Source organism: Kocuria sp. BT304, assembly GCF_003290245.1.
Classification (GTDB): Bacteria; Actinomycetota; Actinomycetes; order Actinomycetales; family Micrococcaceae; genus Kocuria; species Kocuria rhizophila_A.
The window spans coordinates 1,254,052-1,275,749 of record NZ_CP030039.1 but is presented as its reverse complement, the minus strand read 5'-3'; the positions used below and the strand labels follow the sequence as shown (position 1 = coordinate 1,275,749).

Annotated in this window: 19 protein-coding genes; 5 read left to right on the top strand and 14 right to left on the bottom strand. The window is 72.4% G+C overall.

Going from position 1 to position 21,698, the window contains the following annotated elements; translation table 11 throughout:
* Window positions 1-2: 2 nt before the first annotated feature.
* The 9 genes from rimM to ftsY form a co-directional block, all read right to left on the bottom strand.
* On the bottom strand, window positions 3-578 hold the full coding sequence (rimM, locus tag DNL27_RS05785; protein ID WP_112234970.1) for a ribosome maturation factor RimM: 576 nt from the start codon (window positions 576-578) through the stop codon (window positions 3-5).
* Between the two features lie 127 nt (window positions 579-705).
* On the bottom strand, window positions 706-948 hold the full coding sequence (locus DNL27_RS05780) for an RNA-binding protein (protein ID WP_041297340.1): 243 nt from the start codon (window positions 946-948) through the stop codon (window positions 706-708).
* 2 nt (window positions 949-950) lie between these two features.
* Window positions 951-1,379 carry a 30S ribosomal protein S16 gene (gene rpsP / locus DNL27_RS05775; protein ID WP_019308972.1) on the bottom strand — a complete coding sequence of 143 codons (429 nt, stop codon included), beginning with the start codon at window positions 1,377-1,379 and terminating at the stop codon, window positions 951-953.
* A 192-nt stretch (window positions 1,380-1,571) separates the two neighbouring features.
* The gene (locus DNL27_RS05770; protein ID WP_112234969.1) at window positions 1,572-2,441 is read right to left on the bottom strand and encodes a hypothetical protein; all 870 of its coding nucleotides are present in this window, start codon (window positions 2,439-2,441) and stop codon (window positions 1,572-1,574) included.
* On the bottom strand, window positions 2,438-2,932 hold the full coding sequence (locus DNL27_RS05765; RefSeq protein WP_012398128.1) for an NUDIX hydrolase: 495 nt from the start codon (window positions 2,930-2,932) through the stop codon (window positions 2,438-2,440). Before DNL27_RS05765 ends, DNL27_RS05770 begins: the two co-directional genes overlap by 4 nt.
* Before the next feature lie 6 nt (window positions 2,933-2,938).
* Entirely contained in the window at window positions 2,939-4,504 is a 1,566-nt protein-coding gene (ffh, locus tag DNL27_RS05760; protein ID WP_112234968.1) for a signal recognition particle protein, read from the bottom strand.
* Between the two features lie 185 nt (window positions 4,505-4,689).
* Window positions 4,690-5,028 (bottom strand): P-II family nitrogen regulator, encoded by a 339-nt coding sequence (locus tag DNL27_RS05755; RefSeq protein ID WP_112234967.1) that lies wholly within the window; start codon window positions 5,026-5,028, stop codon window positions 4,690-4,692.
* Window positions 5,025-6,341 (bottom strand): ammonium transporter, encoded by a 1,317-nt coding sequence (locus DNL27_RS05750; protein ID WP_058954763.1) that lies wholly within the window; start codon window positions 6,339-6,341, stop codon window positions 5,025-5,027. Before DNL27_RS05750 ends, DNL27_RS05755 begins: the two co-directional genes overlap by 4 nt.
* A gap of 265 nt (window positions 6,342-6,606) precedes the next feature.
* Window positions 6,607-7,725 carry a signal recognition particle-docking protein FtsY gene (gene ftsY / locus DNL27_RS05745; RefSeq protein ID WP_112234965.1) on the bottom strand — a complete coding sequence of 373 codons (1,119 nt, stop codon included), beginning with the start codon at window positions 7,723-7,725 and terminating at the stop codon, window positions 6,607-6,609.
* A 31-nt stretch (window positions 7,726-7,756) separates the two neighbouring features.
* Here ftsY and DNL27_RS05740 point away from each other — a divergent pair, with 31 nt between their 5' ends.
* Complete coding sequence (locus DNL27_RS05740; protein ID WP_112234964.1) at window positions 7,757-9,085, top strand: MFS transporter; 1,329 nt, start codon at window positions 7,757-7,759, stop codon at window positions 9,083-9,085.
* Between the two features lie 91 nt (window positions 9,086-9,176).
* On the top strand, window positions 9,177-9,743 hold the full coding sequence (locus DNL27_RS05735; protein ID WP_162627102.1) for a hypothetical protein: 567 nt from the start codon (window positions 9,177-9,179) through the stop codon (window positions 9,741-9,743).
* A 57-nt stretch (window positions 9,744-9,800) separates the two neighbouring features.
* On the opposite strand, the gene smc is transcribed toward DNL27_RS05735, so the two are convergent.
* Window positions 9,801-13,445 carry a chromosome segregation protein SMC gene (smc, locus tag DNL27_RS05730; protein ID WP_112234962.1) on the bottom strand — a complete coding sequence of 1,215 codons (3,645 nt, stop codon included), beginning with the start codon at window positions 13,443-13,445 and terminating at the stop codon, window positions 9,801-9,803.
* A gap of 261 nt (window positions 13,446-13,706) precedes the next feature.
* Between smc and DNL27_RS05725 the strand changes: the two genes are divergently transcribed.
* Genes DNL27_RS05725 through DNL27_RS05715 form a run of 3 tightly spaced genes read left to right on the top strand, consistent with a single transcriptional unit; the run spans window position 13,707 to window position 18,882 of the window.
* A complete protein-coding gene (locus DNL27_RS05725) occupies window positions 13,707-14,732 on the top strand; it encodes a 3-oxoacyl-ACP synthase III (protein WP_102613693.1) in 1,026 nt (341 codons plus the stop codon).
* Between the two features lie 26 nt (window positions 14,733-14,758).
* Window positions 14,759-17,488: an alpha/beta fold hydrolase gene (locus DNL27_RS05720; RefSeq protein WP_112234961.1), complete on the top strand. Its 2,730-nt coding sequence runs from the start codon at window positions 14,759-14,761 to the stop codon at window positions 17,486-17,488.
* Complete coding sequence (locus tag DNL27_RS05715; RefSeq protein ID WP_370447110.1) at window positions 17,485-18,882, top strand: NAD-dependent epimerase/dehydratase family protein; 1,398 nt, start codon at window positions 17,485-17,487, stop codon at window positions 18,880-18,882. Before DNL27_RS05720 ends, DNL27_RS05715 begins: the two co-directional genes overlap by 4 nt.
* Before the next feature lie 87 nt (window positions 18,883-18,969).
* Here the strand turns inward: DNL27_RS05715 and DNL27_RS05710 are convergent, their stop codons facing one another.
* The 4 genes from DNL27_RS05710 to rpmF all read right to left on the bottom strand — a co-directional run bounded on the left by DNL27_RS05710 (window position 18,970) and on the right by rpmF (window position 21,698).
* Window positions 18,970-19,470, bottom strand: coding sequence for a phosphotransferase (locus tag DNL27_RS05710; RefSeq protein WP_204360335.1), 501 nt, complete (start codon window positions 19,468-19,470; stop codon window positions 18,970-18,972).
* Between the two features lie 381 nt (window positions 19,471-19,851).
* Window positions 19,852-20,781, bottom strand: coding sequence for a bifunctional DNA-formamidopyrimidine glycosylase/DNA-(apurinic or apyrimidinic site) lyase (mutM, locus tag DNL27_RS05705; RefSeq protein ID WP_112234960.1), 930 nt, complete (start codon window positions 20,779-20,781; stop codon window positions 19,852-19,854).
* Window positions 20,782-20,788: 7 nt separating this feature from the next.
* Entirely contained in the window at window positions 20,789-21,493 is a 705-nt protein-coding gene (rnc, locus tag DNL27_RS05700) for a ribonuclease III (protein WP_012398115.1), read from the bottom strand.
* A 1-nt stretch (window position 21,494) separates the two neighbouring features.
* Entirely contained in the window at window positions 21,495-21,698 is a 204-nt protein-coding gene (gene rpmF / locus DNL27_RS05695; protein WP_012398114.1) for a 50S ribosomal protein L32, read from the bottom strand.

Here is a 21,698-nt window from a genome sequence, read left to right as displayed (position 1 = left end):
GCTCACTCGCCCTCGCCGAGCTCGAGCAGTCCGGGGGGCGGGCTCACGAGCACGAGACCGCGGTCCAGGTCCACCTCCGGGACGATCTCTTCGACGAACGGGACCAGCACCGTGCGCCCGCCGCCCTGCGGGGTGATCTCCAGCAGGTCCTGCGCGCTGCCCTGGATGAGCGCCTTGACGGTGCCGATCCGGGCCTCGCCGCGGGTGAGGTCCACGGCCACAAGGCCCAGGAGGTCATCCTGGTGCCACTCGTCGTCCTCGAGCGGGAGGTCCGCGACCTCCGCGAAGAGTTCGAGACCGCGGGCGGCCTCGGCGGCGTTGCGGTCCGAGATCTCCTCGAAGCGCGCCACGAGGACGTCCTTGTTCCACCGGTGGCCCGTGACGGTGAGGCTCTGCACCGCGAGCGGCTCGCGAGCGTCCGCCGCGGACCCCTGGCCCCGCCGACCGCCCCGCGCCTGCTGGACGCTGAGCACCGAGCCCGGCGCGAAGCGCGCCTGCGGATCGTCCGTGAACAGCTCCACGGTCACTTCACCCCGCACACCGTGCGGCTTCCCGATCCGGGCGACCCGAACGCTCATGTCTTCTCCTCGAGGGACGTCCTGCTGACTGCTGCGCGGTCCGTGACCGGGGACCGCTGCCGGTATGCACACGGCCCCCGTTCTCCTGCGAAGGGAGAACGGGGGCCGTGAGGGGTGCCGCGTCCGCTCAGCGGCGGCGGTCGGTGTCGACCACGTCCACGCGGACGCTCTCGCCGGAAGCCAGTGCCGAGACGACGGTGCGCAGGGCCTTGGCCGTGCGTCCCGAGCGTCCGATCACGCGACCCAGGTCATCCGGGTGCACGCGCACTTCGAGCGTCTCCCCGCGACGGTTCTCGCGCGAGCGCACGGAGACGTCCTCGGGGTTGTCCACGATGCCGCGGACCAGGTGCTCGAGAGCTTCGGCGAGCATGCTCACTCGGCCTTCTCGGCGTCGTCCTCTGCGGGAGCGGCGTCCTCGGCGGGTGCCTCCTCGGCCTTCTCGGCCTTGGGGGTGATGGCCTCGGGGATGATCACGGAGCCGTTGTCCGGGGCCACGAACGGGGTCTTGCCCTCGGGCTGCTTCAGCGTGCCCTCGGCACCCGGCAGGCCCTTGAACTTCTGCCAGTCGCCGGTGATCTTCATGAGAGCGAGCACGGCCTCGGAAGGCTGCGCGCCCACACCGAGCCAGTACTGCACGCGATCGGACACCAGGTTGATGTACGAGGGGTTCTCGGTCGGCTGGTACACGCCGACCTCCTCGATCACGCGACCGTCGCGCTTCTTGCGGGAGTCGACGACCACCACGCGGTAGCGGGGATCGCGGATCTTGCCCATACGCTTGAGACGAATCTTGACTGCCACTTGTGTGGTTACTCCTGTTTCGAATGGAATCGGTCACCGCACACGCCGGCCCGTGGGGCGGGCAGCACGTGGGTGTCCTGTGGACACGAAGACACGCGCGGTGAGAGGGTCCGCACGGTTCGAGTACCCGTCCATTGTGCCACAGGTGTCAAACCGCACCGACCGGACCGCGAGCCGTCGCCGCGGGGTGGGTCAGCGCTTCTTGCGCCCGCGCACCGATGCCCACAGGGCGGTCTGCAGAGCGGCGTCGGAGAACATCAGGGCCGATGCCGAGCCAAGGGCCCTCGAGCCGCGTCCACCGCGCGCGGCCAGCGCCGCGAGTCCGGTGCCGAGAGCCAGCTCGACCCCACCCAGGGCGAGCAGCAGCGCGGGGCGGCGCACGTAGGCGCGCTGGATGCGGGAGAGCACGTCCGCACCGCTCGGTTCCACGCTCGCGGAATCCAGCAGGGACAGCCCCGCGCGGCGCGGCTCGTACACGGCCACACCGGTGACCTCGTCGAGCTCGTGCTGACCCTCCACGATCTTCGCCGCGATCACGGGCAGGCCCAGCAGCTGCAGCACGGACTCCAGCAGCAGCGCGGAGCTGGGCGTGCGCGCGTAGTTCCCGAGCCGGGCCGTGGCCGCGGGATCCAGGTCGCACAGGGACGCGATGGAGGCAACCGACCGTGCAGCCACCCTGAGGTCCGTCGCCCCGGGATCCGTGGCATCGTGGTCCACTGCACCGGTGGGCTCGGGCTCGTCGCCGGACCACGTGATGGTGGTGTCCCGGGCCAGCTCGGCGAGCTGGGAGCCCCAGTCCCGGTGCGCGTCGAGGGCCGTGACGGGCGGGTGGACGCGCAGCCGACGCTGCGCGCCGTCGGAGAAGACCTCCACCGCGATCCGCGAGGGGTCCCCGGCGGCGGCCACCGCAGCGGCGTCGACGCCGGGCGGCAGCACGACCGCGGACCACCCGTCCCGGGAAACCGCGGTGAGCGGGGTCCCGAGCGCGGAGGCCACGAACGGCAGTCGCGGTGCGTCCGCGCGCACCAGCACCACGGTGCGGGGGGCGGGCCGCTCGGTCATGAGCGGGAGCCCCCGTCCATCACGCGCTCCACCACGGTCCCGGACTCGAGGGCCTCGATGGCGGCCCGCAGGTGGGCGGCCATGCCCGGGCTCATCACGGTTTCCAGGTCCTCGGGAGCCACCCAGCGGTAGGACAGCAGCTCCTCCTCCTGGACCGTGATGGGGGTGTCCGAGGGCACGCGGCCGCCGTCGTAGAGGAACGAGACGGAGTCCCCCCACATGCCCATGGACACGCCGTGGGTCACCGCGATCAGACGGCCCTCGGGGAGGTGGAGGCCGACCTCCTCGACCACTTCCCGGAAGCACCCGGTGCGGGGATCCTCCCCCGCCTCCACCGTGCCGCCGGGCAGGGTCCAGCCGTCCTTGTAGTTGGGTTCCACCGCGAGCACCCGCCCGTTCTCGTCACGGATGACCGCGGCCGAGGCCAGCCGCCGGGTGGGCAGCGTGGCGATGAACTCGCGCAGCTCGTCGTCGGGGAGGTACGAACCCATGGATGCCTACTTTCCGAGGAACTTCTCGAAGCCCTTGGGCAGGTTGAGCGACTCGGCATCCAGGTCCTTGCCCTGGGCGCCGAACGCGCTGCCCTTCGCGGCGGGCTTCTGCCCGGACGCCAGGGCCGCCTGCTCCTGGGCGCGCTTGGCGGGGTTGCCCGAGCGCGAGCCCTTCTTCTTGGCCTTGCCCTTCTTGGCGGCGCCGCCGCGGCCCATGCCGGGGATCCCCCCGGGCATGCCAGGGACGCCCTGGCCGGAGGCCAGGCGCTTCATCATCTTCTGGGCCTGCGCGAAGCGCTCCATGAGCTGGTTGACCTCGGAGACCGTGACGCCGGAGCCGTGGGCGATGCGAGCGCGGCGGGATCCGTTGATGATCTTGGGGGCCACACGCTCGTGCGGGGTCATCGAGCGCACGATGGCCTCCACGCGGTCGATCTCGCGCTCGTCGAAGTTCTCCAGCTGCTCCCGCATGCCGGCGGCGCCGGGCATCATGGCGAGCATCTTCTTCATCGAGCCCATCTTGCGCAGCTGCTGCATCTGCGCCAGGAAGTCCTCGAACGTGAAGTCCTCCTGGTCGGTGAACTTCTTGGCCATCCGCTCGGCCTCGGTCTTGTCCCACTGCCGCTCGGCCTGCTCGATGAGCGTGAGGACGTCACCCATGTCCAGGATGCGGGAGGCCATGCGGTCCGGGTGGAACTGCTCGAAGTCGCTGACGCCCTCGCCCGTGGAGGCGAACATGATGGGCTTGCCGGTCACCGCGCGCACGGACAGGGCCGCACCGCCGCGGGCGTCGCCGTCGAGCTTGGAGAGCACCACGCCCGTGAAGTCCACGCCCTCGTCGAAGGCCTTGGCGGTGTTCACGGCGTCCTGGCCGATCATCGCGTCGATCACGAACAGGACCTCGTCCGGGTCCACGGCGTCGCGGATGTCCCGGGCCTGGTTCATCAGGGCCTGGTCGATGCCCAGGCGTCCGGCGGTGTCCACGATCACCACGTCGTAGAGCTTGGAGCGCGCGAAGTCCACACCGTCCCGGGCGACCTTGACGGGGTCCCCCGTGGGGTCGTCGGACTCCGAGGTGGCACCGGGCTCCGGCGCGAACACGGACACGCCCGCGCGCTCGCCCACCACCTTGAGCTGGGTCACCGCGTTGGGGCGCTGCAGGTCGGAGGCCACCAGCACGGGCTTGTGGCCCTGGTCCGTGAGCCACTTGCCCAGCTTGCCCGCCAGGGTGGTCTTGCCGGCACCCTGCAGACCCGCGAGCATGATCACGGTGGGTCCGGTCTTGGCCAGGTTGATCCGCCGGGTCTCACCGCCGAGGACGTTCTGCAGCTCCTCGTTGACGATCTTCACGACCTGCTGGCCGGGGTTCAGCGCCTCGGAGACCTCCGCGCCCAGCGCGCGCTCCTTGACGATCGCGGTGAACTCCCGCACCACGGGAACGGCCACGTCCGCCTCGAGCAGGGCACGGCGGATCTCCCGCACGGTGGCGTCGACGTCCGCCTCCGAGAGCCTGCCCTTGCCGCGCAGGTTCTTGAAGGTCGCTGTGAGCCGGTCGGACAGTGAATTGAACACGGGGTGGTCGCTGCTTTCGTCTGACAACGGATGAATTCAGTGTCCCAGGTTAGCAAGCGGGCGCGGGCCCGCGCGCACCGAACGGCGGCCCCCGGTGCGGGGGCCGCCGTGGGCTGCCCGTGGCCGCGGCACGGGCGGAGCGGTCGTGCGTGGCCGGGGCACGGGGCCGCCGGCCGCACGGGGGCTCAGAGGGCGACGTCGCCCAGTTCCCCGGTGCTCACACGCACCGTGTGCTCCACGGGGGTGACCCACACCTTGCCGTCGCCCGGTTCACCGGTGCGCGCGGCGCTGACGACCACGGTGACGATGTCCTGGGCGGCGTCGTCCTCCACCACGGTCTCGATGCGCACCTTCTCGAGCAGGTCCACGGTGTACTCCGCGCCCCGGTAGACCTCCCGGTGCCCGCGCTGCCGGCCGTAGCCGTGCACCGTGAGCACCGTCATTCCCTGCACCCCGTAGGCCTCCAGCGCGTCCTTGACGTCGCTGAACTTCTCGGGGCGCACCACTGCGGTGATGAGTTTCACTGGTTGCTTCCTTTCGTGGTGGGCACGGGGGCTTCGGCGGTGCCGGGCAGCGCCCGGTGCGGGGCCTGGCCCGCGAAGTAGCCGGTGGCCTCGTCCTTGAGCGAGTAGGCGGACTCGGCGTGCTGCGTGAGGTCCACCCCGATGACCTCGTCCCGGCGCGTGATGCGCAGACCCATGGTGGCCTTGAGCGCCAGGGCGATCACCAGCGTGAGCAGCCCGGTGTAGAGGGCAACGAACGCCGTGGCCGCCAGCTGCGTGCCCATGAGTCCCCAACCGCCGCCGTAGAACAGGCCGGGGCGGCCCTCGGACGGGATCGCGAGGAACCCGAGGGCCACGGTGCCCACGATGCCCGAGACCAGGTGCACGCCGCACACGTCCAGCGAGTCGTCCAGCCCGATCCGGTACTTGAGGCCCACCGCGAGCGCGGAGCACACCCCGGCCACGGCCGAGAGGGCGATCGCGCCCAGCGGCGTGACGTTCGCGCACGCCGGGGTGATGGCCACCAGACCGGCGACGACGCCGGAGGCCGCCCCGAGCGACGTCGCGTGCCCGTCCCGGATCCGTTCGGTGAGCAGCCACGCGAGCATGGCGGCGGCCGGGGCCACCAGCGTGTTCGCCCAGATAAGCGCCGCCTGCTCCGCGGTGGTGGCGGCCCCGGCGTTGAAGCCGAACCAGCCGAACCACAGGATGGCCGAGCCGAGCATCACGAGCGGGAGGTTGTGGGGGCGCTGGCCGGAGTCCCGCCCGAAGCCGCGGCGGGCACCGATCAGCAGGATGAGCACCAGGGCCGCGATGCCGGCGTTGATGTGCACGGCCAGCCCGCCCGCGAAGTCGATGGGCTCGCCGAAGATCCTCCCCAACGCCCCCGTCTCGGAGAACAGCCCGTCACCCCACACCATGTAGGCCAGCGGGAAGTACACCAGGGTGACCCACACCAGGGTGAACACCACCCACGTGCCGAAGCGCGTGCGGTCCGCGATCGCACCGGAGATCAGCGCCACCGTGATGATCGCGAACGTCACGGAGAAGTTCGAGCCCAGCAGGTCCTCCGAGCCGATCAGCCCGGCCAGCCCGGCGTGCGTGAACGGGTTGGCGGTGAGCCCTCCCAGCACGGGGTCCCCGCTGAGCATCGAGGCGCCCCACAGCACCCACACGATGCTCACCACGCCGAGCGCCGCGAAGCTCATCATCATCATGTTCAGCACGCCCTTGGCCCGGGTCATGCCCCCGTAGAACAGTGCGAGCCCCGGGGTCATGAAGAACACCAGTCCCGCGGCCACCACCATCCACACGTGTCCGGCGGTCAGTTCCATCCGGATCACCTCGTCCCTGTCTCGTGCGGGCACATCGTTTGCGCCCCTGGGAACAGTCAAGACACCCGGTGTTACCGGTGAGTTGGCCAGGGTGTAACAAGCGTGTTTCGAATGCGTCGATCGTGTGACGCACACGTTAAACCGGGGTGCCGCATCTCACATGGTGGGCACGGGCGGGCCCCGGGGAACGGTCCGCACAGTATGACGGCGCCCGCCCCCGGGTAGGGAGCGGGCGCCGTCGTGGTCCGTGCGTGGCGGCTGCGCGTCAGTCGATGATCGCGTCCACGAACTGCTCCGCGTTGAACGGGGCGAGGTCGTCCGGGCCCTCCCCCAGGCCGATGAGCTTGACGGGCACGCCGAGTCCGCGCTGGATGGCCACCACGATGCCGCCCTTGGCGGTGCCGTCCAGCTTGGTCAGCACGATGCCGGTGATGTCCACGGCCTCGGCGAAGACCCGCGCCTGGGTCATGCCGTTCTGCCCGGTGGTCGCGTCGATCACGAGCAGCACCTCGTCCACCGCGGCGGCCTTCTCGATCACGCGCTTGACCTTGCCGAGCTGGTCCATCAGACCAGCCTTGTTCTGCAGCCGGCCGGCGGTGTCCACGAGCACGACGTCGGACTCGTGCTCGATCCCGGCCCTGACGGCGTCGTAGGCCACCGAGGCGGGGTCCGCGCCCTCCTGCTCGGAGCGCACCGTGGGCACACCCACGCGGGAGCCCCACGTCTCGAGCTGGTCCGCGGCCGCGGCGCGGAACGTGTCCGCGGCACCGAGCATGACGTCCTTGTCCTCGGCCACGAGCACGCGGGCGAGCTTGCCCACCGTGGTGGTCTTGCCCACGCCGTTGACGCCCACCACGAGCACCACGGCGGGCTTGCCGGGAGCGGACTCCGTGCGCAGCGAACGGTCCAGGGTGGGGTCCACGAGCGCGAGCATCTCCTCGCGCAGCATGGCCTTCAGCTGCGAAGGGTCCTTGGTGCCGTCCACGCGCACGCGCTTCTTGAGGTTCTCCACGAGCTCCAGGGAGGCGTCCGTGCCGAGGTCCGCCATGAGCAGCGTGTCCTCGATCTCGTCCCACGTGTCCTGGTCGATGCGCTCGCGCGAGAGCAGCACGAGCAGGCCCTTGCCGAGAACGTTGTTGGACTTCGCGAGCCGACCGCGCAGCCGCGCCAGGCGACCACGGGCGGACTCGGGGCGCTCCAGGGTGCTGACGGGGCGGTCCTCGACCACCTCGCCCTCGTCGAGGCCCGGGACGTCGTCGATGTCCCGGGTGTCCTGGTACCCGCCCTTCGGGGCCTTGGGCCTGCGCAGCAGCAGCACGCCGAACACCACGAGCAGCACCACCACCGCGGCGGCTATCACGATCCACATCAGTTCAGGAGTCATCACCCGTCTAATCTCCCATAAACTGCCAGGCGTGTCCCACCCCTCCCCGCGCGCTCCCGGCTCCGCCGACGACGACGCCGCACGGCCCGTCCCGGCCTCCTCTCCCCCTCCGTACGCCCCCGGTTCCACGGCCCCGGCACCCGACCGTGGCGCACCTGCCGCGCAGAAGGTCCCCGAGCCCATCAAGGTCCTGATCGCGGCGGCCTTCGTGATCGCCCTGGGCTACGGCCTCGTGGCCCCGGTGCTGCCCCAGTTCGCCGCGAGCTTCGGCGTGGGCGTGGCCGCGTCCTCCGCGGTGATCAGCGCGTTCGCCCTGTGCCGGCTCGTGTTCGCGCCCGCGAGCGGTGCGGTGGTCAACCGCATCGGCGAGCGCCCCACGTATTTGATCGGGCTGATCGTGGTGGCGCTGTCATCCGCGGCCACCGCGTTCGCGCAGACCTACTGGCAGCTGCTCGTGTTCCGCGGCCTCGGCGGGATCGGCTCCACCATGTTCACGGTGTCGGCGATGGGGCTGATCGTGCGGCTCGCCCCGCGCACGATGCGCGGACGGGTCTCCGGCTACTACGCCACGGCGTTCCTGCTGGGCGGGATCCTGGGTCCGGTGCTCGGCGGCTTCCTGGCCGGGCTGGGCATGCACGCACCGTTCCTGATCTACGCGGGCGCCCTGGTCGCCGCGGTGCTCGTGGTGTGGCTGCGGCTCAAGGACGAGACCCTCGGGGCCAAGCGGACCGGTGCTGCCCAGCCGCCCATGCGGGTCCGCGAGGCGCTCGACGCCGGCGCGTACCGTGCCGCGCTCGCTTCCAGCTTCTCCACGGGGTGGACGGCCATGGGAGTGCGCGTGGCCCTGGTGCCGCTGCTCGCCGCCCAGGTGGTGGGCGAGGGGCCCGCCGTCGCCGGTCTCGCGCTGGCGCTGTTCGCGGTGGGCAACGCCGCCGCTCTCACGGTCACCGGGCGCTTGACGGACCGGCTCGGCCGCAAGCCCCTGGTGCTCACGGGTCTGGTGGTGTGCGGGCTCGCGACCATCGGCGTGGGGTTCAGCACCTCCGTGGTGGCCTTCGCGGTGCTGTCCCTGCTCTCGGGCGTCGGTTCCGGAACGCTGAACCCCGGCCAGCAGGCGGCAGTGGCGGACGTGATCGGCCCGGACCGCGCGGGCGGCAAGGTGCTCTCCCGGTACCAGATGTGCGCGGACGCCGGTCAGATCGCGGGCCCGGTGATTGCCGGGGCGCTGGCGGACGCCGCGGGCTTCGGCTGGGCCTTCGGGGTGTCCGGGGCGCTCATGCTGCTCGCCGCGCTCGCGTGGCTGCCGGTGCGGGAGACGCTGCCGGAGGCAGCACGCACGGGCACCGGCACGAGAGGGTGAGGACATGACGAGGACGAGGCCTTCACGGTCGAGACGAACGGTGTACTGGCTGGCGGCGTGATTCATCGGCTACATCGTGCTCACCCCCCTCATGATCTTGGTGTTCCGGAGCCTGGACTTCCCGCTGCTCGTGGAGCTGCTGATCCTCGCCACCATGGTGCTGCTGGTCTTCGTGGCGCTGCGCTGGGTGATCCTTCCCCGGCTCGCCCGCAAACCCTCGCGGTATGCCAGGACCGCGCGGACCGACGAGTGGTCGTCCCCCCAGGCACCTGCGGCGGCACTCGCACTCATCGAGGAGTCGCTGCGTGAGCACGATCCGAAGGTGCGGACGCAGATCGACGAGCCCGTTGGCGAGCTCCGCACATCCTTCGGCTCGGACGCTGTGTTCCGCTTCAAGGGCTCGGGCTCGCGGAAGGGCTGGGCCGCCCTGCCGCTCGCGGCGACGTTCCGTGTGGCACCGGACGGGGAGGGGTCGCGGGTCATCGGTGAGATCCGTGACGACTTCGGCTGGAGCGTCGTCGAGCCCCCGCAGTTCGTGGCCACCGAGGTGAAACACCGCGCGGCCACTGTGCTGCGTCGCGCCCGCGAGGTCACCACCGAGACGGAGACCACGGCCGGGACCGGGGCCAGCACGGAGTCCCCGGACCACCGCCGCTGAGGACTGAGTCTCTCGGGTGACACCCGGACGAGGCGTCGTCGCCCTCGGCCCGTGCCCCTAGCGCAGCTCCGAGAGCTGCTGGCCCACCACCAGGCTCACCCCGTCCCCGCGCATCGACACCCCGTAGAGGGCGTCCGCGATCTCCATCGTGCGCTTCTGGTGGGTCACGATGATCAGCTGCGAGCTCTCCTTGAGCTGCTCGAAGATGGTGAGCAGCCGGCCCAGGTTGCGGTCGTCCAGGGCGGCCTCCACCTCGTCCATCACGTAGAACGGGGACGGCCGGGCCTTGAAGATGGCCACCAGCAGCGCCAGGGCGGTCAGCGAGCGCTCGCCGCCGGAGAGCAGGGAGAGCCGTTTGATCTTCTTGCCCGCGGGGCGCGCCTCCACCTCCACGCCGGAGTTGAGCAGGTCGTCCGGGTCCGTGAGCCGCAGCCGACCCTCGCCCCCTGGGAACAGCGTGGCGAACACGGACACGAACTGCTCGGCGGTGTCCCGGTAGGCCTCCGCGAACACCTCCTCCACGTGCTGGTCCACCTGGCGGATGATGTTGCGCAGGTCCGTGCGCGAGTTCTTGACGTCCTCCAGCTGGGTGACCAGGAACCTGTGCCGCTCCTCGAGGGCCGCGAACTCCTCAAGTGCAAGCGGGTTCACCTTCCCCAGCGCCCTGAGCTGCTTCTGCGCCCGCTGCAGCCGGGTCTCCTGCTCCTCCCGGCGGAACGGGGTGCCGGGATCGGTCATGCTCGGCAGGGCGAGCTGCACGGAGCCACCGGACTCCTCCGCGGTCTGGGCGGACTCGATCGCGGCGTCCGCGTCCGGCACCGGCAGGTGGGGACCGTAGTGGTCCACCAGGAAGTCCGGCGTCATCCCGAGCTCCTCGAGCGACGTGGCCTCCAGCCCCTCCAGCCTGGCGCGGCGCTGCGCGAGGTCCAGCTCCGCGCGGTGCAGCTTCTCCGTGAGCTCGGCGAGCTCCGCGCCCACGCGGTCACGCTCGGTGCGCAGCCGCTGGGCGGCCTCGTCCAGTCCGGCGCGGCGCGTCTCGATCTCGTCCCGCTCGGCAGCGGCCTCCCTGGCCGACGCCTCTGCGGACTCTCGCAGGTGCGCGGCAGCGGTCTCGACGGCGCGCGCCACGGCGGCCTGCACCCGGCGCCGTTCGGCACGCCGGGCCGCCTCCGCGCGTGCCGCTCGCTCGGAGCGCGCCGCCCGTGCCTGGGCCTCCGCGCGGGACACGATGTGCCGGTGCTGCTCCTCGAGCCCGCGCAGCGCGAGCCGCGCCTGCGTCTCGGCCTCCCGGGCCGCCTTGGCGCGCCCCTCGGCGCGGTTGCGCTCGGCGGTGGCCTCGAGCTGCTCCCGTTCGAGGCTCTCCTCGTCCCCGGTCTCCACGGCCTCCGAGCGCCGCAGCGCCTCGTCCAGCTCGGCGGCACGCCGCGCGAGCCGTTCCTCGGCGGTCGTGAGCACCTCCCGGCGCCGTGCCAGCTCGGAGTCCGCCGACGACGCCGTGGCCTCCGCCCTGCTCGACGCCGCGCCTGCCGCGGCGGCCTCCTTCTGCGCACGCTGCAGGTCCCGGGTGGCCTCACGCGCCTCCTGGACGGCGGCCGTGCTCTCCTGCTCGGCGCTCCGGGCGGCCTCCGCGGCGCCCTGCGCCGCCGTCTCCAGCGCGGCGGTCTCCGCCTCGGCCTGGTCGAGCAGCGCCATGATCTCGAGGTTGCCCGCCGCCTCCGTGGCCCCGCCCTGCACTCGGTGCCCGCCGTAGACGTCCCCGTCCCGGGTGACCGCGCGCACGCCGTGACCCGCGTTGCCGAGGGCGCGAGCGGCGTCGAGCACGGTGAGCGCGGCGGAGGCGTCCGGGACCAGGACGGTGGTGGCCAGCTCGGCACGCACGGCGGCCAACACGCGGTCCGCGGCCGCGGCGTCGTCTGTCACCGCGGCAGACAGCACCTCCCGCGCGAGAACGCAGCCCTCCGGCAGTGCGAGCTCCGGGAGCCCCGACGCCTCCGCCGCGTCCGCGACCAGCAGGTGCACCCGCCCGGAACCGGCATCGGCGAGGTGCGCGAGGATCCGTGCGGCGCCCGTGTGGGAGGCCACCGCGAGCGCGTCGGACCACGGCCCCAGTGCGGCGGCCACCGCGCGCTCCCATCCGGGGGCCACGCGCACGGAGCGGGGGACGTCCCCGAGGACGGGCACCACATCCGCCACGGAGGCGGAGCCGTCCGGCTGGCGCAGGGACTGCCGCAGGGTGTCCAGGCGCACGGTGTGGGTGTGCAGCTCGCTCGCGGCCTGCTGCCGCCGGGCATCCGCGGCGCGGGAGCGCGCTCGGGCGGCGTCGGCCCTCTCCTCGGCGTCACGGGCGCGCTCCGCGGCCTGCTCAGACCGGGCCGCCGAGCTCTCGGCTGCCTCCTGCAGGGACGAGGTCTCAAGGCGGGCCCGCTCCGCGCGCTCCACCACGTCCGAGATCTCCCGGCGCACGCGGTCCACGTCCGCCTCCGCCGAGCCCACCCCGGAGCGCGCCGCGGTCACGGCGGCCGCGAGCCGCGCCTGACCCGCGCGCCGGTCCGCGGCCTGCCGCACGAGCTCCGCCGAGTGCTTCTCGGCGGCCCGCGCCTCGTCCTCGGCCTCAGCGCGGGACTGCTGGGCGCGCTCCAGACCCTGCTGGGCCTCGGTGACCCGCTCGGCCAGCTGCCCGGCCTCCGCACGGGTGCGCGCGGCCTGCTCCTCCAGGGCGTCCGCGTCCCGCCCCTGGGCGGGGGCCTCCTCGGTGCTGCCCAGCAGTCGACGCCGCTCCTGGGCCAGCGCGGCCAGGGCGCGGAAGCTGTCCCGTACCGTGCTCAGCTCGTACCAGCTCGTGCGCGCCTCGTTCAGTGCCGGCGCGGTGCGGGCGGCGGCCGCCTCGGTCTCCTGCAGACGACGGGCCAGCTCTGCCGTGGTCTTCTCCAGCTCGTCACGACGCCGCCGGGCCCCGGCACTGGCCTCCTGGTCCGTGTCCATGCCCGCACGGGCGGCCACGACGTCGTCCGCGAGCAGCCGGGCGCGGGCGTCCCGCACGTCGTACTGGATGCGCCGGGCCTTCCGGGCCGTGCGGGCCTGGCGCCCCAGCGGCGTGAGCTGGCGCTCGATCTCGCCGGTCAGATCCTCCAGCCGGTCCAGGTTGGTCTGCACCGACTCCAGCTTGCGGAGGGTCTTCTCCTTGCGGCGGCGGTGCTTGAGGATCCCGGAGGCCTCCTCGATGAACCCGCGGCGGTCCTCCGGGGTGGCCTGCAGGATCCGGTCCAGCTGGCCCTGGCCCACGATCACGTGCATCTCGCGGCCCAGCCCCGAGTCCGAGAGCAGCTCCTGGATGTCCAGCAGGCGGCACGAACGGCCGTTGATCGCGTACTCGGAGCCGCCCGAGCGGAACAGGGTGCGCGAGATGGTGACCTCGGAGTACTCGATCGGCAGGGCGCCGTCGGCGTTGTCGATGGTCAGGGACACGTGCGCGCGGCCCAGAGCGGAGCGGGCGGAGGTGCCCGCGAAGATGACGTCCTCCATCTTGCCGCCGCGCAGGGACTTGGCCCCCTGCTCCCCCATGACCCACGCGAGGGCGTCCACCACGTTGGACTTGCCGGAGCCGTTGGGGCCCACCACGGCCGTGACACCCGGTTCGAAGTGGAACGTGGTGGCGGAGGCGAAGGACTTGAAACCACGCACGGTGAGGGTCTTCAAGTGCACGCGGGGGAACTCCTGTGGTCGGCGGGGGTGACCCCTGAGTCTACCCGGCGACCGGTCCGCGACCCCGGTCCGGAAACGGGTGGCGCGGTGCGGGTGGCGCACCGGCCCGGGAGCGCGGCGGCGGGCGCGGGGCGCTGATGGTGCTGTCAGATTGGGCCGCTAGACTGGGCCGGTCCAGCCCGCTTGTTCACCCGAGCGCCGAGGTCCATCACACGATCGATTCCTTGACGGTACGGGTGGCGTCTGATCGAAAGCGCCACATTGACCGGTAACTCCACCATCAGAAACCGAAACGCCGCCGTCCTGTCGGTGACCAGGACGGAAGCGGACGTGGTGATCCCCTCCACCCGGTTCGATGAGGAGTTGGCCCACACGTTCAAGCGGCTGCGGCTTCCCAAGGGGCTTCTGGAGCGCCTTGCGGGTATCAAGGAGCGCCGTGGCTGGGCACCCGGGCGCCACTTCACGGACGGCGCCACCGAGGCCGGGCAGGCGGCACTGGAGCAGTCCGGGATCCGGCCCGAGCAGATCGGGCTGTTCATCAACGCCTCGGTGACCCGCGACAACTACGAGCCCGCGGTGGCCGTGGGCATCCACGAGCGCCTGGGCCTTCCCAGCTCCGCCCTGAACTTCGACATGACCAACGCGTGCCTGGGCTTCGTGAACGCCCTCACCGTGGCGTCCTCGATGATCGACGCCGGTGCCATCGAGTACGCGCTCGTGGTGGCGGGCGAAGACCCCTCCCCGTGGCACGAGGCCGCGATCGCCCGGCTGCGCGAGGACGACATCACCCGCGAGCAGGTGGTCCAGGAGTTCGCCACCCTGACCCTGGGCTGCGGTGCCGCGGCCGCCGTGGTGGGTCCCGCGGACCGCCACCCGGACGGCCACCGGATCGTGGGTTCCGTGACCCGTGCCGGCACGGAGTTCAGCCGGCTGTGCATCGGCGGCGGGGACGGGATGTTCACGGACGCCACCGGGCTGCTCAACCACGGTGTGGGCCTCGTGGTGGAGGCCTGGCTGGACGCGGAGCGCGACGGCTGGGACTGGCGGGACATGGACTCCTACGTCACCCACCAGGTGTCCAACTCCCACACCAACAAGCTCATCGAGGACATGGGCATCGACGCCGCCAAGGTGCCCCTCACGTTCCCCTACTGGGGCAACGTGGCCGCCGCCGCGCTGCCCATGACCCTGGCCCTCGAGGCCGAGCGGCTGGAGCCCGGGGCGCGCGTGCTGTGCCTCGGCGTGGGCTCCGGTCTGAACACCACGCTCATGGAGATCGCCTGGTGAGCGCCCCGCACCCCGCAGGAGGATCCGTGTCCCCGCAGCACTCCGGCGCCGAGCGCCTGCCCTTCACCGAGACCCCCCTGCCGGGCATCAACCCGGCGTGGTCCACGGTACTCACCGTGGCCTCCACCGCCCCGGTCGAACCGGTGGCCGGGCGCAGGCGCCGATGGCACGTGCTGGACAACCGCGAGCAGCTCGAACGGGCGGGGCTGCGCCCGCGCGGCGTCATCCTGGCCGTGCACGGCAACCCCACGTGGTCCTACCTGTGGCGGGACGTGCTGCGTGCCGCGGCTCACCCGCAGCGCCCCTGGCGCGTGGTGGCCGTGGACCAGCTGGACATGGGCTTCTCCGAGCGCACGGGACTCTTCCGCCGCCTCGAGGACCGCGTGCACGACCTCGGCGACCTCACCGCCGCCCTCGGACTGGACGACGCCGGGCTGCCGGTGGTCACGCTCGCCCACGACTGGGGCGGGCTGATCTCCCAGGGCTGGGCCCAGGAGCACCCCGCCATCCACGCGGCCACCGTGCTGACCAACACCGCGGTGCACCACGACAACGCCGAGCCCATCCCCTCCGCGCTGCGCCTGGCGCTGAACAGGGCGGTGCACGAGCCCCTGACCTCCGGGAGCACCGCGTTCCTGGACACCACGCTCGCACTGTGCGACCCGGCGGCCTCCAAGGAGGTCAAGCGCGCCTACAAGGCCCCCTACGGCTCCCGGGAGCGCCGCGAGGGCATCGCCCACTTCGTCGCGGACATCCCCGCCCCCGAGGACCACCCGTCCCACGCCGCCTACGAGCGGATCGCCGGGCGGATGAGCGCGCGCGAGGTCCCCACGCTGCTGCTGTGGGGCACCGGGGACCCGGTCTTCCAGCAGCGCTACCTGGACGACCTCATGCGCCGCGCCCCGCACGCGGACGTGCACCGCTTCGAGGGCGCCAAGCACCTGCTGCCCGAGGCCCGGGACATCGCCACCCCGCTGTTCACGTGGCTCGAGGAGCGCTTCGGGGACGCCGAGCCCGTCGTCGAGACCCACCGCGAGCAGCGGGCCCGCGGCCGCGCCGCGTTCGTGCCGTTCTTCGCGGAGCTGGACGCGCGGCGTCGTGACGACTCCCCCGCCGTGGTGGACATGGGTCCGGTGGCCGCCACCGTGGACGGTTCCGCCCCCGCACTGGACGTCGAGCGCAGCGTGAGCTGGGCGCAGCTCTCCGCCTCCGTGGACCAGCTGGCCGTGGCGCTGCTGCGCACCGGGGTGCGTCCCGGGGACCGTGTGAACCTCATGGTGCCGCCCGGGTCCATGCTCACCACCCTGATCTACGCGTGCCTGCGGATCGGCGCGGTGATCGTGGTCGCGGACCAGGGGCTCGGGCGCAAGGGCCTGACCAGGGCGCTGCGCGGCTCCTCCCCGCGCTGGTTCATCGGCATCCGCAAGGCCCTCGTGGGCGCGCGCGCCCTCGGCTGGCCGGGCACGCGGATCGCCGCGGACGCCCTGGACCCGGTGTCCAAGAAGCTGCTGGGCGTGGCCCACACGGTGCCCGAGCTGATGGACTCCGTGACCACGGTGAACCCGGACGAGATCCCCGCCGTGGACCCGGACGCCGAGGCCGCCGTGCTGTTCACCTCCGGCTCCACCGGCCCCGCCAAGGGCGTGGTGTACACGCACCGGCAGATGGCCGGGATGCGCGACACCATCCGGGACACCTACGGGCTGCGCGCGGGCACGGGCCTCGTAGCGGGCTTCGCGCCGTTCGCCCTGCTGGGCCCCGCCCTCGGCGCGGCCTCGGTGACCCCGGACATGGACGTCACCAGCCCCAAGACGCTCACCGCCCGAGCGCTGGCCGAGGCCACCATGGCCATCCACGCGAGCGCCGTGTTCGCCTCCCCGGCCGCGATCGCCAACGTACTCGCCACCGCGGACGAGCTCTCCCCCGCCGAGCGGGACGCCCTGGCGCGCGTGGAGCTGATGCTCTCCGCGGGCGCCCCGATCCCCGAGGAGCTGCTGACCCGGCTGCAGGAGCTCATGCCCGCCGCCGAGCTGCACACGCCCTACGGGATGACCGAGGCGCTGCCGCTCACGGACGTCAGCCTGGACGTGATCCGCGCCGCCCGCGAGGACGCCCAGGCGGGCGTGGAGGGCGCCGGGGGCGGCGTGTGCGTGGGCACCCCCGTGGAGGGTGCCGAGCTGGGTGTGCTGCCCCTGCGCGCGGACGGTTCCGTCTCCCCGGAGATCGTCACCACCCCGGGCGTCACCGGTGAGATCGTCGCCCGGGCACCCCACGCCAAGGACCACTACGACCGGCTGTGGATCACCGAGCGCGCCTCGGACGAGACCCCAGGCTGGCACCGCACGGGCGACGTCGGGCACTTCGACGCGCGCGAGCGGCTCTGGTACGAGGGCCGGCTGGCCCACGTGATCACCATGTCCGACGGCCCGGTCTCCTCGGTGGCCGCCGAGCACGCCGCGCAGACGGTGCCCGGCGTGGGCCGCGCCGCCGTGGTGGGTGTGGGCCCCGCGGGCTCCCAGTCCGCCGTGGCGGTCGTCGAGACCGATCCGCCCGCGAGCATCCCGGCCCTGGCCTCCGCCGAGCTGAGCGAGCGCGTGCGCGCCACCGTGGAGTTCGCCACAGGACTGCCCATCAGCGCCGTGCTGGTGATCCCCGAGCACCCCACCGACATCCGTCACAACTCCAAGATTGACCGAGCCGAATTGAGTGACTGGGCCGAGCGCGCCCTGGCCACCGGAAAGCTGAGTGCACTGTGAGCGACGATCCCCGCGACACCTCCGCGCAGCCCGGGCGCACCGGGCGCCACCGCGCTCCGGCCGCCGACGACGCCGCCCGCCCGGCTGCGGCGTCCCGGCCCACCTCCTCGGCGTCCTCGCCGTCGTCCGAGCCGTCAGCCCGGCCCAGCTCCCCGGACGCCGGCGACGCCGGCTCCGTGCAGACCGCGGACCCGGACCGCGGCGGTGCCACGGTGACCCACGGCGAGCTCGACGGCACGGGCCGCACCGTCCTGGTGACGGGCGCGTCCGGGATGCTCGGCGGCGACGTCGCCCGCGTGCTGCTCGCGCGCGGCTGGAAGGTGCGCGTGTTCCAGCGCGGCCACGCTCCCGTGGCGGAACGCGAGGGCGTGGACGAGGTGCTCGGCTCGGTGACCGATCCCGAGGACGTGGCCCGCGCGCTGGACGGCGTGGACGACGTCGTGCACCTGGCCGCCAAGGTCTCCTTCACCGGGGACTGGTCCGAGTTCGTGCGCGTCAACGTCACGGGCACGCGCATCCTGCTGTGCCAGGCGCAGAACGCCGGGGTGAAGAACGTGGTGTTCGTGTCCTCCCCCTCCGTGGCCCACACCGGGGTCTCGATCGAGGGCGCGGGTGCGGAGCCCGCGGACCCGCAGAAGGCGCGCGGCAACTACGCCCGTTCCAAGGCCGCGGCCGAGCTGCTGGCCCTGAGCATGGACGGGCAGCGGGACCTCAAGGTGGCCGCCGTGCGCCCGCACATCGTGTGGGGCCCCGGGGACACGCAGCTCGTGGAGCGCGTGGCGGACCGTGCGGCCGCCGGGCGCATGCCCAACCTGGACCACGGTGCCGCGATGATCGACACCACGTACATCGACAACGCCTCCGAGGGCATCGTCCGGGCGCTGCAGCGCATCGACCACGTGCACGGCCGGGCCCTGGTGCTCACCAACGGCGAGCCGCGCCCCGTGGGCGAGCTGATCGCCCGGATGTGCCAGGCCACCGGCTCCCCCGCGCCCACCCGATCGGTCCCGGGCAAGGCGGCACGCCTCGCGGGACGCGTGATCGAGACCGTGTGGCCGCACCTGCCTTCCAAGCTGCGCGCGGGCGACGGCGAGCCGCCCATGACCGAGTTCCTCGCCGAGCAGCTGTCCACCGCGCACTGGTTCGACCAGCGCGAGACCCGTGAGCTGCTGGACTGGACGCCGTCCGTGAGCCTGGACGAGGGCTTCTCGCGCCTGGCCGCGTACTACCAGGACCACCCGCGCCCGCACCAGCACACCGGTTCGGTCTCCCTGGAGCGCGTGGAGGACGTCGCGGACGAGCAGCGCGCCCGTGCGGAGGACTCCTCCGTGGCCTCTGACCGCACGACCGGCAATGCCACCACGGACCTGCAGAGCGTGCGCTCGGTGCACTGAGCCCCGCCCACGGACGGTGCCCCGGGCCCACCCGGGGCACCCTGGGCGAGGTTCCAGAGTTCCCTGTAGTACCCGATGCGCTGCGGATCAGGCTCGACCCCCGTAGGCCCTCCAGAAGACGGACTCGTCGTAGGCGCGGTAGTTCCAGGCCAGGGACATGGACATGACGGACAGATCGGCCCACCGATCCGCCACTCCAAGGCGTCCAAGGTCGACGTGGGCGAGGAACGACCCGTCCCTCGCGGGCAGCGTGTTCGGGGCACAGGGGTCTCCCTGGCAGAGGACCAGCCGATCAACATCCGGAGCATCACCGAGAACTCGCGCGTCAGCACCCGCCAGGCGGATCCGGGAGTCGACGTCCCACGCGAAGGGGCAGTCGTCAACGGCCACGTCGTGCAGTTCACGCAGTCCGGTGCCGAGGGCCTGCAGCGCTGTGTCCGGGTGCTCCCGCCATCGTGCTGAGACCGCAGACTCGCCGGGCAGAGCTTGAGTGAGAAGCACCTTCTCGCCCCCGTCGGCGATGAGCTCCACCACGGTGGGCGCAGGGTGGCGGCCCTGTATCCACCGCATCCGCTCCGCTTCGTCCACGAGCGACTCCCCCGACCCGGACGGATTCCACTTGGCGTAGTCGTCGGCCGGGCTCCCGGGACCACCGCTCGCCACGGTGAACGTCAGACCGCCGACCCCGTTCTGTCACACCGCGCTGGCGCACGCCTCGGAGAGACCGCGGGCAGCCAGGACTCTGCGCAGGAGATCGGGCAGCGCCGGGTTGACCGGAGGCGGCCCGGCAAGATCGGAGGGAACACCCCTGGCTCACAGTCTGCCGGACACACCAGGGGTCACGGAGGAGAACCGTTTTGACGGGCCATGGCACCGCGCCCGTGGACAGCGCGGGCAACCACGGCATGAGCGGCTCGCCGAGGAGTCCCGCTCGATCAGGGGTGAGCGGGTGCTCATGGGTGGGCCTCCTCAGACCCGCGCCCGCCGCGGCTTCCTCTGGCACCGCGAGCACCGGTACGAGGAACGGTTCGCGAACTGCTCGCGCACGATCACACCGTCCAGGCCCGCAGCCTCGCAGCGCGGGCACGGCTGCCCGGCCCGGCCGTAGGCGTTGAGCGAGCGCGAGAAGTACCCGGACTCCCCGTTCACGTTGACGTACAGCGAGTCGAAGCTCGTGCCGCCCGCCTCCAGAGCGCGGCGCATGACCTCCTGGCACGCCGCCACCAGCTCGCGGGTGCGGGGCGCGGTCATCGTCTCGGTGGGGGCGGCCCAGTGCAGCTTGGCGGCCCACAGGGCCTCGTCCGCGTAGATGTTGCCGATCCCCGAGATCAGCCCCTGGTCCAGCAGCGCACGCTTCAGGCCCGTGCGGCGGCGTCGCAGGGCGATGTGGAAGGCGTCCACGTCGAAGAGCGGGTCCAGGGGGTCGCGCGCGATGTGCGCGGCGTGTTCCGGCACCGTGCCGTGACCGTCCGTGGTGGGCACGAGCGGGTCGAGCAGCATGCCTCCGAAGATCCGCTGGTCCACAAACCGGGCCTGCTCCGGGAGAGCGGCACCGGCGTCGTCGTGGGCCGGAGAAAGCGCGAGGCGGATGCGCTCGTGGCGCGGCTGCGGCTGGTCCGCGGAGGCCACCAGGAGTTGGCCGCTCATGCCCAGGTGCACGAGCAGCGCCTGGGACGGCTCGCTACCGGTGTGCTCGCGCAGCGGGAGCCACAGGAACTTGCCGCGCCGCTGCGCGGACTCCACGGTCAGCCCGGCCAGGCGCTCCTGGAAGTCCAGGACACCGGCCGTGTGGCGGCGCAGGGACCGGGCGTCGAAAACCTGAACGGACTCGACGGTGCGGCCCACGACCCAGCGTTCGACGCCGCGGCGGACCACCTCGACCTCGGGGAGCTCGGGCACCGTGCGTTCAGCCCTTCGCGGGGAATCGCGCGGCCAGCGCCTCGCACGCGTTGGCGGCGGCGGCGCGTTCGGCGGCCTTCTTGGAGGTGCCCTCCCCGTGGCCGAGCACGTTCCCGTCCACCACGGCGTCCGCGGTGAAGTGGCGTTCGTGGTCGGGGCCGGTGCCCTCCACCTCGTAGCGCACCGTGCCCAGACCGTGCTGGGCCACGAGCTCCACGATGTGGGTCTTCCAGTCCCGGCCCTCGTGCAGCACGCGGGTGTCCTCGAGCAGCGGGACCATCATCCGCAGCACCAGGTCACGGGCGGGCACGGGCCCCAGGGACTCGTACACGGCGCCGATCACGGCCTCCGTGGTGTCCGCGAGGATCGAGGCCTTGTCGCTGCCGTGGGTGCGGACCTCGCCCTTGCCCAGGCGGATGTGCGGACCAAGGCCCAGGGAACGGGCCACACCGGCCAGCGCGCGGGCGGAGACCACCGAGGCGCGCAGCTTGGCCAGGCGCCCCTCGTCCCACTCCGGGTAGCGGTGGTAGATCTCGTCCGTGACCGCGAGCTGCAGCACGGCATCCCCCAGGAACTCGAGGCGCTCGTTGTGCACCTCCCCCGGGTGCTCGTACGCGTAGGAGCGGTGCGTCAGCGCAATGCGAAGCGTCTCGGTGTCGAGATCGACACCGAGACGCTCAAGCAGTTCGCCGGGATCCGGCAAAGCGGTCACCTTACGCGTCAGCGACCTTGCGGCCCTTGTACTCGTAGAACAAGGGGGTGCCGGCGGAATCGGAGACCAGCTTGGCCTGGTGCGGCAGGCTGTAGCTGACCTTGCCGTTCTCCACGGTCTTCACCAGTTTGGGGGCCTGAGCCTTCCACTGGGACCGGCGCATCCGGGTATTCGCACGGGACATTTTCCGCTTGGGAACAGCCAC